The sequence below is a fragment of the Desulfosporosinus sp. SYSU MS00001 genome, assembly GCF_049943955.1.
Lineage (GTDB): Bacteria > Bacillota > Desulfitobacteriia > Desulfitobacteriales > Desulfitobacteriaceae > Desulfosporosinus.
In genome coordinates this window covers 31,871-47,599 of sequence record NZ_JBNFTW010000003.1, presented here as the reverse complement: position 1 = coordinate 47,599, position 15,729 = coordinate 31,871, and the positions used below count along the sequence as shown (strand labels likewise).

Annotated in this window: 11 protein-coding genes; 1 reads left to right on the top strand and 10 read right to left on the bottom strand. The window is 43.2% G+C overall.

Going from position 1 to position 15,729, the window contains the following annotated elements; all coding sequences use genetic code 11:
* Entirely contained in the window at positions 1-1,209 is a 1,209-nt protein-coding gene (locus ACPUYX_RS06695) for an MDR family MFS transporter (RefSeq protein ID WP_426378957.1), read from the top strand.
* Here ACPUYX_RS06695 and ACPUYX_RS06690 read toward each other — a convergent pair.
* From ACPUYX_RS06690 to ACPUYX_RS06645, 10 genes are all read right to left on the bottom strand, one after another.
* A complete protein-coding gene (locus ACPUYX_RS06690; protein ID WP_426378956.1) occupies positions 1,201-1,521 on the bottom strand; it encodes a nitrous oxide-stimulated promoter family protein in 321 nt (106 codons plus the stop codon). The two genes, ACPUYX_RS06695 and ACPUYX_RS06690, sit on opposite strands and share 9 nt — an antisense overlap.
* Positions 1,522-1,623: 102 nt before the next feature.
* A complete protein-coding gene (locus ACPUYX_RS06685; protein WP_426378955.1) occupies positions 1,624-2,127 on the bottom strand; it encodes a DinB family protein in 504 nt (167 codons plus the stop codon).
* A 216-nt stretch (positions 2,128-2,343) separates the two neighbouring features.
* Positions 2,344-3,573: an NAD(P)-dependent malic enzyme gene (locus tag ACPUYX_RS06680; RefSeq protein ID WP_088224730.1), complete on the bottom strand. Its 1,230-nt coding sequence runs from the start codon at positions 3,571-3,573 to the stop codon at positions 2,344-2,346.
* A gap of 248 nt (positions 3,574-3,821) precedes the next feature.
* Positions 3,822-4,715: an HpcH/HpaI aldolase/citrate lyase family protein gene (locus ACPUYX_RS06675; protein ID WP_088224729.1), complete on the bottom strand. Its 894-nt coding sequence runs from the start codon at positions 4,713-4,715 to the stop codon at positions 3,822-3,824.
* A gap of 591 nt (positions 4,716-5,306) precedes the next feature.
* Positions 5,307-6,683: an FAD-binding oxidoreductase gene (locus ACPUYX_RS06670; protein WP_426378954.1), complete on the bottom strand. Its 1,377-nt coding sequence runs from the start codon at positions 6,681-6,683 to the stop codon at positions 5,307-5,309.
* 18 nt (positions 6,684-6,701) lie between these two features.
* Positions 6,702-8,006 (bottom strand): FAD-binding oxidoreductase, encoded by a 1,305-nt coding sequence (locus ACPUYX_RS06665; RefSeq protein WP_426378953.1) that lies wholly within the window; start codon positions 8,004-8,006, stop codon positions 6,702-6,704.
* 86 nt (positions 8,007-8,092) lie between these two features.
* Positions 8,093-9,343 (bottom strand): (Fe-S)-binding protein, encoded by a 1,251-nt coding sequence (locus tag ACPUYX_RS06660; RefSeq protein WP_426378952.1) that lies wholly within the window; start codon positions 9,341-9,343, stop codon positions 8,093-8,095.
* 225 nt (positions 9,344-9,568) lie between these two features.
* Positions 9,569-10,345, bottom strand: coding sequence for an IclR family transcriptional regulator (locus ACPUYX_RS06655; RefSeq protein WP_088224725.1), 777 nt, complete (start codon positions 10,343-10,345; stop codon positions 9,569-9,571).
* Positions 10,346-10,668: 323 nt separating this feature from the next.
* The gene (locus tag ACPUYX_RS06650) at positions 10,669-14,283 is read right to left on the bottom strand and encodes an AAA family ATPase (RefSeq protein WP_426378951.1); all 3,615 of its coding nucleotides are present in this window, start codon (positions 14,281-14,283) and stop codon (positions 10,669-10,671) included.
* Entirely contained in the window at positions 14,280-15,623 is a 1,344-nt protein-coding gene (locus ACPUYX_RS06645; RefSeq protein WP_426378950.1) for an exonuclease SbcCD subunit D, read from the bottom strand. The genes ACPUYX_RS06650 and ACPUYX_RS06645 overlap by 4 nt, the downstream gene beginning before the upstream one ends.
* Positions 15,624-15,729 lie beyond the last annotated feature (106 nt).

Genomic DNA, 15,729 nt, shown 5'->3' with positions numbered 1-15,729 from the left:
TTGAGGTTTAAACGTCCGGATATTCCCCAAGCCGTTGTGATCTTAATTATCGGAGGATTCATCCAATCCATTGGAAATTCTCTGATGTGGCCTTTAAATAGCCTTTTTATGCATAATATTTTGGGTCGTACTCTAACAGAGGCAGGCAGCCTCTTAGCCCTCCAGTCAGCAGCCTCTTTGCTGGGACAATTCTTAAGCGGGTTTTTAGCAGATCGCTTTGGTTCTAAAAAAATAATGATTATCGGTCTTGTAGGTGCTGTTTTATCCATAGGATCTATCGGGATTTTCCCTGTCTGGGGAGTTTATATGCCCGGATTTGTCCTTTTTGGCTTAGCCCAAGCATTTATTTTGGTCCCGTTAAATGCGCTCATTCATGCCGCCTGGCCTGAAGGCGGGAGACGCGGTTTTAATATGCTGTATGTTTCTAACAACGCCGGCGTAGCAATCGGTACAGCAATTGGAGGGATAATCGCTCAAGTATCATTCCGGCTTACTTTTTCCTTAAATGCCTCAGCCTTTTTCATTTACTTTCTTCTCGTGTCCTTTGGGATTTCAGAGCATAAGATATCTACTTTCTCGACACCTGCAAAACGTCGCTCGGGAAGTTTGTATAAAGATCGTGGCTTTAAAGTGCTCCTTACCTTAGGAGGAGGTATTTTCTTTGTCTGGGGAGCTTACATCCAACTTGTATCTATTTTGCCTGTGGTCATGAATCAATTAGGTTTTTCCCTTTTTTCTTACAGCATTCTTTGGACACTGAATGGTATTTTTATCGTTACATTACAACCCCTCATTAATTGGGTGATTAGAACTTATGCTCAATCCTTTCAGCGACAGTTTTATCTTTCGGCGATACTTTTATCGATTGGTTTCATTATTATTTGGGCGAGACTGCCCTATATATCCTATATTATCGCGATGCTCATCTTAACGCTTGGCGAAATGTTAATTTTACCGGCAGTTCCTGCAGCCTCTGCTCAACTCGCCCCGCAGGGAAAGACCGGCGCATATCAGGGTATTGTTGGAGGGGCTTCTGCCGGCGGACGCATGATAGGTCCTTTCCTTGGTGGTGTGTTTTTTGACCACGGGGGAGGATCCTACGTTTGGATTCTTGCTCTCACATTCATGGCGATCTCTATAGTTATGTTCTTTTTTTACGGTAAGTATAGTCGTTCTATGCTCATGAAACGCAGCGAAAGCTCATTTTGACGGCTTTTTAATACCGGTGATTAAATGCCTGAAGGCCATGAGAGGATGAGAAAACACCATCTTAGGTCCTGCATAACGCATAATCTCAATCATTCTTTCTCGCATATCCGGTTTATAGCAATGTACGGGGCATTTCCCGCAGGATGTTTTTTGATCTCCAAACCTGCAGTGGTCCAGACGAGTCATAGCATATCTCTCAAGCTCTTGACATTCCGGACAGAGGCCCTCTTGAGTATGATGATGATCTTTACAATAGAGTCTAAGCATTGTTCTTACTGTTTTCTTCTCCTGATCCAGCATTTTTGACATCATCCTCAACTCCTTGCTTAACCCATCCTGAATTTAGACTTAATGCTATTGTCCTTTAATGATGTTATAAATCTTTGTTTTATGAAAATTAAACTTCTTTTCTCTTTATATTAAGGGAGGCTCCATGCCGAATTTACACCAATCCTCCCGCGCAGGGCCGTAAATACCCGGTACTTTTAAACCTGCTTGCCTCATCAAAACGGTCATTTGCCCGCGGTGATGGATCTGGTGATTAACAAGAACGTTTAAAATCATGGCAATTGTCCAACTCTCCCCATACATGTTACGGTCTTCTAAGAGCGTTTGATCATTCCACTGATGTATAATTCCCATTTTCATGCTCTCACTTGCATTTTCATAATAGTTTATAATATCTTTAACTGAGCTTGGTACCGGAGCATCTTCCAGAAATCCTTCAAATACCAACCCCGTCTTAGACATCATCTCAAGGATTGTTATGGCTATGTGCCATGCCAATCGTCCTAAAGTACGGTCCTCCTTCGTGACTCTTTGATCCAGTGAATCATCTGTTAAGGCTTTGAAAATTTCCAGGGTTAGTTCTGATTCTCTTTTCCAAGTTTCCAGAAATGAAGCAATTGACGAAAACACGCAAGTTCCTCCCCTAATTATTTAATTTTCCCCATCTTATCAGTTAGCCTATAGTTCGGTCAATGAGGTAACTTGTTCAGCTAAAGCCTGGTGCCTTACAATTGGTTAAACTTTAAAAGCGGGACCCGCTTTTGAGCAGATCCCGCTTGTTCTTCATATTTTAATGAACCATTAGAAGGTACTAACATTATTTAAATCGCTATTAAAAAGCCTGCATTATTTACTTTCGTAATATTTACGCAGGTTAGCTGCAACTTGCTCCGGATCAACCTTGTGAGTTGCAACTCCCGTATCCATAGCTGCTTTAGCAACAGCAGCAGCAACGGCAGGTCCAACACGTAAATCAAAGGACTTAGGTATTACGTAATCGGCATTGAGTTCTTCGGCACTGACGATGCTGGCAATAGCATAAGCCGCTGCAACTTTCATTTCTTCATTGATCACTTTAGCACCGGCATCAATAGCACCACGGAAAATCCCAGGGAAAGCTAATACGTTATTGACTTGGTTCGGATAGTCAGAACGGCCTGTTCCTACAACTGCAGCACCTGCTTCTTTAGCATCAGCAGGCCAAATTTCCGGAACAGGATTTGCTTGAGCAAACACGATCGGATTCGGTGCCATGGATTTTACCATTTCTTTGGTGACAAGATTTGCACCAGATACGCCAATAAAGACATCAGCGCCTTTTAAGGCATCCGCTAAATTACCCTTGAGTAATTCACGGTTTGTCTTAGCAGCAATCTCTTCTTTATACTTATTCATGCCTTCTTTACGGCCTTCGTATATCGTACCCTTTGTATCGAGCATAATGACATTTTGAAGTCCCATGCTCATTAAGAGCTTAACAATGGCCATGCCAGCTGCGCCTGCGCCATTGGCCACGATCTTAACGTCCTTCAGTTCTTTCTTGACTACTTTCAGGGCATTGACCAATCCAGCCATAGTCACGACAGCTGTTCCGTGTTGATCATCATGGAAAATCGGTCCATCATATATTTCTTTAAGTTTTTCTTCGATATAAAAGCACTCAGGAGCCTTAATATCTTCCAGGTTAATAGCACCAAATGTTGGCTCGAGAAGCTTAACGGCTTCAACCACTTTGTCACTGTCTTGAGTATCTAAGCAAATGGGGAAAGCATCTACATTGCCGAAGGTCTTGAAAAGGATTCCCTTTCCTTCCATAACCGGCATGGCAGCGCGGGCTCCAATATTTCCCAGGCCTAAAACTGCAGAACCAGTAGATACAACAGCCGTTAAATTTTCACGATTTGTATAAACATTAACCACAGCAGGATCTTTAGCAATTTCCAAGCAGGGTTCAGCGACTCCTGGGGAATATGCGAGACTTAAATCTTCTCCATTACGAACAGGCACTTTACTTACAACAGCAATTTTGCCTTTATTGTCTTTATGGAGAGCGAGAGCATCTTCACGAAGGCCCATATCTACACCAATCCTTTCAACATAAGATTATTTTTTATAACAAAACTTAACTGGCGCAGGAGGAACAGGTTAGCTGCATTTATGCTAAAGGAAAGTATCAACCGTAGACTATACTTTCTGATAGTATAAAGAAAAACCGGCTTCTCCGAGCCTTAGCGAAAGCGAAGTCGTTGTTGCATGCAATTTATAATAAATAACTTGTAAGAAAAAGCCTGGCCACTCAAATAAGTGACCAGGCTTCACTTACCTTAGGCTTTTTTGGATGCGTTTTTGGCGTCGATCTCGGCTTGAGCTGCTAAGATATCTTTAGCATTGAGATAAACCGGGGTATCAACCATTTTGTTATTGTAAGAAACGGAAGCTTTGCCTTTGGCAATTCCTTCTTCTTCGAAGACTTTTACAACACCGCGTGCCCATTCTACGTCAGCCGGATCCGGTGCATACATACGGTTGGAAGGTTCGATTTGTCCTGGGTGGATAATCATGCGGCCTTCATAACCCATTTGACGGCCTTCGGCAACGTTTTTCTCAAAGGCTTCGATATTTTTGAAATCTACGAAAGGAGCGTCGATAGCGACGATTCCTGCTGCGCGGCAGGCAACAGCCATGTGAGCCCGAGCATATTGTTGCTCAACGGATTCATTGGTCAATTTTACGCGCATATCACGGCAATAGTCTACAGCACCGAAGATAGCATTAACATTACGTTTACTTGCTAAGCAGCATTCTGCAGCATGTATAATTCCTTTAGCAGTTTCCAGAAGCATGGAGATTTTCACGCTTCCTACTTCTAATCCACGACGACGCTCGAGTTCTTCAAGTTTCCAATCGAGACGTTGAACGTCTGCAGCGCATCCGGTTTTAGCTAAGGTTACGCCTGCAAGTCCTTCATAAACGATAGCTTCGAGGTCATCATTGGTTAATTCAGTTTCCCAGTTGTTAATACGAACAAATACTTGTGCTCCGTTGGAGCCAGCATATTTGAGGTTTTCAGCAACTAATTTCCGGGCAGCTTCTTTTTCAGCAGGTGGTACGGAATCTTCGAGGTCAAGAGTAATGATGTCAGCAACAAACTCCGGAGCCTTTGCCACCATTTTTGGGTTGTTACCAGGAATATACAGAATTGATCTCATGATAGCCATAACGTTTTATACCCCCTAATAAATATAATTTATTATTGATTCCCAGATTATCCAGGAAAGATTAACGAAGAAAATTAACCACGGTTATCTCTGCCATGCACAAGAGAATCTCAGACCAACCATCGAAACCCAGACTGGAATAGCTGCTCAATTAAACTTATCGAAGTCCCTCCCTTCTCCGCAGTTACGTTACTGGCATCAGGGCTCGCTATGTATAGTACTTCAAATAAGCAATGTCTTTGGGTTCAATCGTTATTAGATTCGTTTCATTCTTCAAAACTTGGTTTCATTATTATCCCTATTTCATTATCGTACGTATCTCCAGATTAGTCAACCATTTAATTAGCTCTCTCGCCATGACTTACAATAAAATTAATTTATGGAATGAAACAGGGTTTTATTCTTTTACTTTTAGGAATTAGCCCTTCTCAGGTTAATATATCACTATTGGAATGTTCTTAGTAAATATGAAAGCAGGCGTTAGAATTTTTTGACCAACATCCTGCTTTCACCAAAGTTCTATCATAATTCTATAATTGCGAATTATCTTAAGACTACCTATTAAGTTGTTGAATACCCTTCCTAAGGCCCTTATAATTCAAAGACCTTTCCTGGGTTAAAGCGATTGCTTGGGTCAAAGCTTCTCTTAATCTTTCTAAAGGCTTCCATAGCAGCAGGCGTAAACTCCGAATCGAGATACTTCTTCTTAACGAGCCCAATTCCATGCTCTCCACTTACTGTACCATCAAGATCAAGAGCCATCATACAAAGTGCCTTTTCTGCAGCATGAACGGTTTCAACTTCCTCTTTATTCCGTTGATCGAAAAGAACGAGAGGATGTAGATTTCCGTCGCCGGCATGAGCCACAACCCCAATAGTGACACCATAATCTTTGGTAACTTTGATAACTCCCTCAATAGCTTTGGGGAAATTACTCCTCGGAACCGTAATATCATTAACGCCATATGACGGTCTAACGCGAGCAACAGATCCGAAAGCACAGCGACGGGAAGTCCAAATTTGATCAACTTCAGCTGCCGATTGAGCAATTTTAAACTCTTTGGCAATTTTATTGCAAATCTCACTGATTGTCTTAACTTGAGGATCCATATCTTCGGGATATCCGTCAACCTCAATAATGAGAACAGCCCCGGCGTCACGGGGGAGCCCGGCATGGCTAAAATCCTCAGTCGTATTGATAAGCAAATTATCCATCAATTCCAAAGTAGTAGGAATAATACCGGCAGCAACTATATCAGCAACAGTTTGCGAAGCATCTTCAACCTTGTCGTAAATTGCCAGCATTGTTTTCTTGGCTCTGGGCAAGGGTATAATACGGACGAAGACTTTGGTAACTAATCCCAAGGTTCCTTCCGCGCCAACAATAATTCGAGTTAAATCATAGGCTGGCTCACTTTGGAAATTACGCCCACCCGTTTGAATAACTTTGCCATTGGGGAGAACGACTTCCAAACCCAGAATATAATCCCGGGTAACCCCGTACTTAAAACATTTCGGTCCGCCGGAACATTCACCAACGTTCCCTCCGATTGTTGAAGCTTTATAGGACGACGGATCGGGAGGAAAATAGCAGTTTCTCTTTTCGAGTTCGACTTGAAGGTCAAAGTTGATTACTCCAGGCTCAACAACTGCCACAAAGTTTTCAGTATCTATTTCATGAATTTTAGTCATTTTAGTAAAACTAATGACCACAGAATCTTGAGTTGGAATTGTTCCGCCACTTTCATTCGTCCCAGCACCCCGAGGCACAAGTTTAATATTATGCTCGTTCATCAATTTGACGATTTCAACAACTTCTTCAGTCGTATGAGGAGAAACGACTCCTAAAGCCTCACCAGATAATAACGTGCCGTCATAGCCATAGGTCAACAAGCCGACTTTGTCTGTAACTACGTTTTTTTCTCCAACGATCTCCTTCAACCGATTAACAACTGTTTGGCTTAACATATTCAGACCTCCTTCTTCTTAAGCCTCTAGACTTACCCCAGGACTGAGAATCCCTTTGGGGTCAAATTGTTGACGCAGTTCCCGAAGCAAACCTATGGTTTGCTGCCACATTTCCGCATCATTATAAGCTTCAGCTTTGAGCTTGTGACCCAAGAGGCCCTTTATATTTCCGCCCAGGGACATTGCCAGTTTATTCACTTTAGCGGCTAAAGCAAGTTTATCGGTTCCCTCGGGCAGAGCCAAACAAACATATCCGAGAAGTCCTTCGACAACTACACCGGGGTAAGCCCCTAAATCTCCCGTAATTGCTTCAAGCTGAGTTAAGGCTTGGGGCATTTTCGCCGGGCCAACCAGAAACTCCAAGATTCGCTCCGGTTTCCCATTGAGATCGGCACGGACCTTAAGCCAACCGTTGATCACTTGATCATACTCAGCCTCATCCTCAATGATTTTGACATCAGTGCCTCCGCCCAATGTGAGAACTGCAGCAATTTCATTAGCAATATTTTTACCCGACTCTTTAAAGCCCTGTAAATCAATTATTACCAGTTGCCCCTCAGTTCCAGGTATGGCATTTTTAGCAAGGGAGGCATTAAGGAGGTTCATTCGGGTCGGCTGTACATTACGCTTAATCAACGTATTGAACGTTGCATTAGCCTTGTGGATTGATGTAAATGTGCCAATTACTGCTCTTTTAGCTTCCTGTACAGGCAGGAGCTTCACCAAAAGTTTGGTGAAAATCCCAAACGTTCCTTGGCTTCCCACAGCGAAGTGAATGAAGTCTAAACCTGAAACGTTCTTAATGCATTTATTTCCGATTTCCAGAATCTCCCCTGTCGGGAGAACCATTTCAAATCCCAAAAGGAACGTTCTGGTAGGACCATATTCGAAAGATTTTGAATCTGAATCCCCAACTGCAAAGCAGCCGCCAATGGAACTGGTTTCGACTTCATAGGGCTCAGGAGGAAAGTTTAAGCCGGCTTCCCCAACCTTAAGCAGAAATTCCTTATGAAGAAGTCCTGGTTCGACGTGAGCTACAAGGTTTAGATGATCCATTTCTAAAATACGGTTCATCCTGGACATAACCATCGCAATTCCGCCATTAAGGCCCTTGGTCCCGGCGACTGTCCCGCCTACTGCTATTTTTACATTTTGCTCATTGGCTAGTTTAACGATGCTCGAAACTTCTGAAGTATTTCCTGGTAAGACAACGACTGCAGGCTTACCTTGACCTTTTAGGTATTTTGCCATTTCGGAAGGCGAATCAATGACATTATTATCACCGACAATCGCCTTCAGCTTACTGATATTGACGTTACTCATGACTACCCGCCCTTCCACTAATTTACTAGAACTTGCGGTCAGCATGTTCCGCAAATATACAAAGTCAATGTGATTCTTTTGGTTAATTAGTCTTTGTAAGCGTTGGCCATTAAATCGGCAACATGCATAACTTTTTGTTTTTGACCGGCTTTATTTATGCCGCCTTGAAGTCGCAACATGCAAGCAGGGCAACTTGTAGCCACCAAATCTGCATTCGTATCTTTGATGTTTTCTACCTTCTGATCCGTGATATTGGTTGATACCTCATGATAGAAAGCTTGTATTAAACCGGCAGCTCCGCAGCAGCGGCCTGCTTCAAACATTTCCTTAAATTCAACCCGTGGAATCATTTGCAGCAATTGCCGAGGCTGTTTTGTCACCTTGAGGCCCCGGATCATGTGGCAAGGATCATGATAGGTAACTCTGACAGGGCTTGAATTATGAAGTTGGCTTTGATCGACACCAATTTTCGCCATATATTCTGAAAACTCAACCACTTTTTCACAAAATAATTCAACTTTCGGAAGATATGATGGTTCATCAGCAAAGAGCTTTAGATAGTCGTGCTTGAGCATTGAAGCGCAGGACGCACATGCTGAAAGAACAACTTCGGCATCTTTATATTTATCTAAAAATGTATCAATAGTTTTACGGGCATTTTTCTTCGCTGTTTCAAAGTCGCCATAAGCATATTGCGGAAGGCCGCAGCACACTTGATCTTTAGGAATAATAACATCACAGTCATTTTTCGTTAGCACTTTAACAACAGAATGAGCAGTTTGATCTAACGAGTAATTCAGGAAACAGCCCACATAAAATCCGACTTTGTGTTTCGGATGCTGCACCGTAATTCTCTCCGGAACCTGCTCCAAAAATGGTTTTTTTGCTGTTGGGAAGTTGCGAATATCAATACCGCGGAAATAGTCCATTCCATCGATTTTATTAAGAACACTTTTGCCCATTCCTCCGAAAAGACTGAATCCCATTCCCAACCTCTTCGGACTTGCTAATGTTTTTAAAGCGAAAGACTTTGCAAATGGCTTAATTCCTTTTCTTAATTTCAAGTCTCGACGCGCTGCCATGACAAGCTCATTGCCTCGTACACCGTTTGCGCAAGCTACTGCACACTCACCACACAACAGACAGCTCATGATAGCATCTTCATACTCTTGATTAGGCTCTAATTTCCCGTCGGCAACAGCTTTGATGAGTTGAATTCTTCCGCGTGCAACCATTGTTTCCTGACCAGTCAATTTATAGGTCTTACAGGCTGTATGGCAGCCACCACACTTGTTACACGTGTTTAACATTTCGTATACTTCTGTCAAAACCCCCACTGATATTTCCCCCTTCTCTGCCAGATTATCAGACCACATGACGGATAGACTGATACTTGCAACACAACACCCTTTGCTCGTTTAGATTTCTCTAGGACTTGGCCACATGTTTTTACAAGTGAAACCATGTTTCACAATTTTATGACTCTATTATCTACCTGAGGTTTAAAATCGTCAAGAGCAAATTTCTGAAAAGTTCGTTTAAATGTCAAATCAGAAAAGTTGTTATAGTTTTTGGAAATAGTTAAATCCCAATTTTGCAGAAACTTCTTCGCCGGCTTTTTTCATTTCCTGTCCAATTCGCTCGATACCCTTTTCCTGTATTCTGCTGGCAGGGCCTGAAACGCTGATTGCTCCAATGGCTCGTCCCGAATAATCAAAAACAGGTGTTCCCAAACAAATGATTCCGATCTCATTTTCTTCCTTCTCAACAGAAATTTTACTTTCCTTAATTGACTGCAGCTCCCTAAATAAAACTTCCGGATCAACAATTGTATTCGGCGTATAACGAGTCATTCCTTTGACCTCTAAGATGTGTCGAACCTCCTCCTCGGGCAGTGTAGAAAGAATAGCCTTACCCACAGCCGTACAATGCATAGGTGCTCTTCGCCCTACCTTAGAGTGCATACTTACAACATGAGAACTTTCAGCTTTGTCAATATATACGATCTCACCATCGTCAGGTAGTACTAAATGAACAACCTCATTCAATAATTTTGCTAAATCATTAAGAACAGGTCCTGCAACTTTACGAATCTCAAGATCATTAAAGAAGCGAATTCCCAGTTCTACAATTTTAATTCCTAATTGATAATGTTCGTTTCCTTTTGTTCTCTCGACATAACCTCGGTAACATAATGTCTGTAAAATACGATGAACTGTACTTTTATGCAACTGAATACGGTTGCCTATTTCTGTTACCCCCAAAGGCTCTTCCGCGTGAGCAAGCACCTCCAGAACATCCAGCGAACGTTCGAGAGTTTGCACATATTTTTCTGCCACTATAGGTCCTCCTTCTGAACACCTTTTCCTATCACCCATTAGGGGATACCATTTCTTGGTTCCGAAACATTACATTTTCAAAGAACCAACATACTCACGTACTAAGTGAACTTGTGTACGGGGTACCACTCCCACTTATAAAATGGAAGTATTATGATTGGATAAAGATTTGTAATTATGACTACATCTCGAAACAACTTCGATTACTGAGAAACCTTGTTTCAAAATATCTTCTTACTTTGAATAGTATGACTTCTTTAAATTATAGTCAAGCATTAAATACTGGATAATTCGATGGATTACAAAATAAAAAAACAATTCTGTTACTCTATCTCTAATTTGACCTTGCTCCCGACTCCGCCGGCCTCAGCGGGTGAAACAATCAAACGCCTTGCCAGTCGATTCCTTAATTCCGGAACATGGCTGATAATCCCAATAGCTATGTTTTGAAAACGTAGTTTTTCCAGAGTATTCATTACAGTTTCCAGCAAATGGGGATCAAGAGTTCCAAAACCTTCGTCCAAGAAGAAGAATTCCAGGGGAGATTCTCCGCGCAGTTGAATCTGCGTAGATAAGGCTAAGGCCAGGGCAAGGGCGGTAAGAAAGGTTTCCCCGCCAGAAAGGCTGCTTACCGGGCGGCGTACTCCCCCATTGGCATCGTCCCTCATTACAAACCCTCCCTCAGTATCAACTTCCAGAGCGTAGCGCTGATTGGTCAGTTGTTTCAAGCGTTCTGAAGCATCCCGGGAAACATTTGTCAGCTGCTCCTGAGCGAGGAACTCAATAAAGCCATTTCCTTTGAAAACATTCTGCAGGATTTTGAGCAAATTGAGACGATGAGCCAAAGCCTGTCGTTCGCCTTCCAAGCGCAGCCACTCTTCATGTTCTTCTTTGAGCTTATTTAGTTTCTGCAGACTGGCGCCGCGCTTTTCAACGGCTTCCGTATGAACTTTTTCTGCCTCTTTTAACGCTGCCGGCCAAGCTAACCATTCCTCAGATGTAAGGCCTCGTCCCTGAAGACACTTTTCAAGATCTCCTCGCTTTTGCTCAAGAAGCAATCCCTCCTGGTGAAACTCTGAAACCCTCTGTTCCATGTTCCTTCTGCCTGAGAGTTCACAAAGGGCACTTTGAACTGCTTCGACCGACGAAAATTGCGACGTTATAAGAGACTGCTTTAATTTAAGTTGAATTGACGCTGTTGCCTCATGGGCTAGCTCCAATGACTTCCCGATTACTGCACAAGTTTGTTCTGATTGCAGCCAAGCTTCTTTCCCTTGTTCATAGTCCTTCTTAAGTTGTTCTTCAGCAGTGACAACTTGAGTTAACTCCTCCTTAACCATCTCTAACCGCTCTTGTGCCGATTTTCCTCCTGTAATAGCATCACACTGAAGTTTTAGTTCTTCCAAAGTTCGAACCGCTTCACTTCCTAAGGTTCTAAGATTCTGCAGGTCAAGCTCACAAGCTGTCTTTTCACCGAGAAGTTTATCCTGATCCACATTTATTTTTCCCAGTTCTGATTCAACTTGTGTTAACTCTTGGCCTAAATTTCTAGTGGCTTGATCCCAACGAGAATATTGGTCCTGCAATAATCGGATCTCCGAAGCAGGGATATTTTCTCGCAAATGGTCTAAGTCCTTTTGCCGCTTAGACTGTTCTTGTAAAAAATAATTGAGTCTATTTTGAATCTCTGAACCCATACCCGTAACCGCAGCGATCCTAGCTTGAAGCTTATGCCATGCTTCTTCAACACTGTCCAGATTATGCTGAGCACTCTCTAACTGATGCGTAAGCTGCTCTTGTTCTCGCCTCCAATCTTTCAAACACTGTCGCTGAACCTCTAAATTCTCTTCTTGTTTCTGTAACAATCGGTTTAATTCTTCTACAGTCAGGTTTTTATCAGCTAATGTTAGCCCCTCGCGATAATTTTTCACCTCAGTTAATTTATCTGCTAAAAGCTGGGACTGATTTTTTTCGAGGTCTTGTTTACTGGTCAACTGAGCTCGTACTACTGCAAGTCTTGTCGCCTTCTCGGCCTCCAGTTTCTCAAGGGCATGCAATTGTTTAGCGGTTTCCTCAAGATCCTTGCTGGCCTCCTCCATAATCCCATCCTGAGCTTTAAGAGCCGGGGAAGGATGATGCAGGGAACCGCAAACAGGGCAAGGCTCTCCTTCCACTAAGGACTCAGCAAGTATTTTAGCCCGATAGTTCTGCTCCAGTTCTTTAACATAGGTCTTTTTAGCCTCCACAGATTCTTTTAGGCGGCTAATTTCTTCGTCTAACAGTTTTTGCTCCTGTTCATAACCATTTAAATCATCACCGGCTCTTTGGCAATCCAAAGAGATCGCTTGTAAACGTCCTTCAGCTTCTTGTCTCTCCACTTCAGCCCGTCCGACATTTATAATTCCATGGCGGCTGCGTTCCAGGTCTTGAGCTTGCCTGCTTAGAATCTCTTCTCGAATGGGAGGGTGTTCGGCTCTCATCGTCAGAGTTTCTTTAAGTCCTGTAACGACTTCCCGAGCCGTTTTGACTTCCAGAGCTAAATTAACTTCCTGGTTTTTTACAGACTTTATTTCCGTCGTATTTTCTGCAAAGTCTCTTTGCAAATCGCTCACTTGTTTAGAGACAATTTCATAAGCTTCTAAGGCTTGGACTGAAGCATTGACTTTTGCCCGCTGGGCAGGGTCAACCGTTATTTGACTCAGTCTGCTCCTTCCCTCTTGTAACCGCTTTTCAAGCGTTCTTTTCTCTTCCACAGTCACTTGAAATGCTTGTTCCAATCCTTTACGCTTTCGATCAAGATCGCTATACTGTTGCCTTGTCTGAGATAACTTCAGACTGCGATTATGAATCTCTGCTTCCAGACGTTTCGCCTGTTCTAGTTGTTCTAATTGGCGAAGAAAGCATGGCTCCTTCTCCAATCGCTGATGATTAATCTCCAGCCAAAGCTGCTCTGCCTGTTCTTTTTTCTCTCTTGCTTCCGCAAGTCTTTTTCTTGCTTTTTCCTCATCGCCCTGGGCTTCTTGCAGCCTTTTTTCTGCCAGGCCCAAATCTTCTAAAATAGGCCGTAATGTCTCCGCCCGTTCTGCCAGGGCGAGATTTTCTGAAAGCTTGTCCATTTCAGGTTTAACAGCCGAACGGCGGGATTCCCGTTCTTGAACTTGACGCAATTGTTCTTGCAGTCCCCACAGTTCTTTTGCCTGTTCAAACTCTTGCTTGATACGCTCTAAGCAGCCAAGGGATTGCTCCGAGGCAATTCTCGCGGTTTCAAACTCCTTTTCAGCCATAGCAACCTGTTCTGCTGAGGCATCTCCCAAGCCTTGTAGCCGCTGCTCAACACCATTAAGATGGAAGCGGGTATTATCAACTTGTTCCGAAAGACGGGCCGTAAGATTTCGTCCATAGGCTTCAAGGGAAAACAATCGTTCCAACATTAAACGTCGGTCCTTCGGTTTTATCGTTAAGAATTCAGCAAATTTCCCTTGAGGCAAAACGACTGCCCGGGTAAAATCTTCAACCGTCAGGCCTAACACTTCCTCAACTTTTTTAGTCATCTCATCGGCTTTAGAGGCCAGAACTAATTCCGTATCCCCTTGAATTTCTACGAGCCGACATGTTGAGGCTTTAACAGTACGGTCTCCTGAACGTCGATAAGCGCGTTCTGCCCGGTATGTGATCCTCCGATTTCCTGCTGCTAAAGAAAAGATATATTCTACCGTGAGTTTATCTTCCCCTTGATTAAGTATCCCTTGGGTATTATTGGCGGCTCTTTCCACAGTACCATATAGGGCTAGAGTCATAGCATCGAGAATTGTAGATTTTCCACTCCCGGTCGACCCGAAAATCCCGAATACTCCCGTCTCGCAAAGTTTGGTAAAATTGATCTCCTGAACCTCACGAAAACTATTTAAACCGGCAATCCTTAAACAGATCGGTTTCATGCAGTCTCTGCCCCCTCCTTGTCAGTCATCGCTTTCACTGTACTGCCTCGTAAAGAAATCTCGTATTCCACCCGTTCCTCGATGTTCTGATCTTTGGAACAACTCCCTTTATCTTCATTCTTATCAGCATCAATCAATGTTAAAAACATAGAGACTAACTCTTGATCCGGCTCAGCTCCACCTGTTTTTTCCTGATAGAACCTGCGAAAAAGTTCATCAAGAGGCAACTTGGAACGAGCCTCTGAGGTTATCTGCTCCATTTCCGGAAAGACCGGCCGAATATTAATAAGACGTTCTCTCTGACGGCGCAAGCCGTGAATATCCTGAGAATTGAGGACATTCGTTACATGAACCTCTAAATCGATCCAAGCTTGCTCATCTTTCCCTTCATCAATCCACTGCTGTACTTGAGCTAAACCTTCTTTAGCTTTCCATTTAACCAGGGGGTAACCCGAACCAAGGAAAATCTCCCGAGTTACCATGGGCTGCCCCGGAAACCCTTCAATTAAAATAACAGATTTAGCATACCCCGTTTCGGAAAAGCTGTAAGCCAGGGGTGACCCGGAATATCGAGTCGGGACCGGTGCCCCTTTGACAACCTGAGCCCGATGCAAGTGACCTAAGGCAACATATTGAGCACATCCAGGCATTGCCTCTGCTTCAACAGTCGGGGCGCTGCCAAGTTGAATGGGACGCTCAGATTCTGATTGCATTCCTCCGCGTACAAAGAGATGACTCATAGCCAAGTTCACGGTATCAGGTCGAAAAGGTTTACTGAACAAAGCTAATAATTCTTGGACACGTTTTGAATAATCTTGCCTCAGAGTTTCCTCGTCAAGACTGGAATTTAAAACCTCATTGAGCCGTGATTCTGAGGGATAGGGAAGAAGGGCTAATATTACAGGGTCCGAGCACTCAGGCAGATGCAGCTCAACCCATCCTTGCCCTGCTGCCCTTCGTACAACTTTACTATTATTAGAATGCCCCAAAAAACTCGGCTGCAAAACATCTTTAGGAAAGCCATATAAAGTTATCCCCTGCCGCCCTGCCAAAGGACTCGCCGCACAGAGCCGTTCCGGGTTGTCATGATTACCGGCAATTGCGACGACCCCTCGCCTTCCCCCTGATGTTAAACGATTTAAGGCATCATAAAACAACTCTTCGGCAATTGCCGGAGGGTTCACTGTATCAAAAATATCTCCTGCAATCAGAACAAGATCAACTCTCTCGTCTTCAACGATTTGGCAAAGTTCATCAATAAACTTAATTTGTTCCTCGATTCTGCTGCGTCCTTCGAGCATTCGTCCGAGATGCCAATCTGAGGTATGCAAAATTCTCATGGATGGAATCCACCCCTTTAATATTTAACGTTTTAGGTTCCAATTCCTATTATAAATCATGTCCCAGACAAAAGGCTGTCTAAAAGATTTATAAATATTTTTTTAA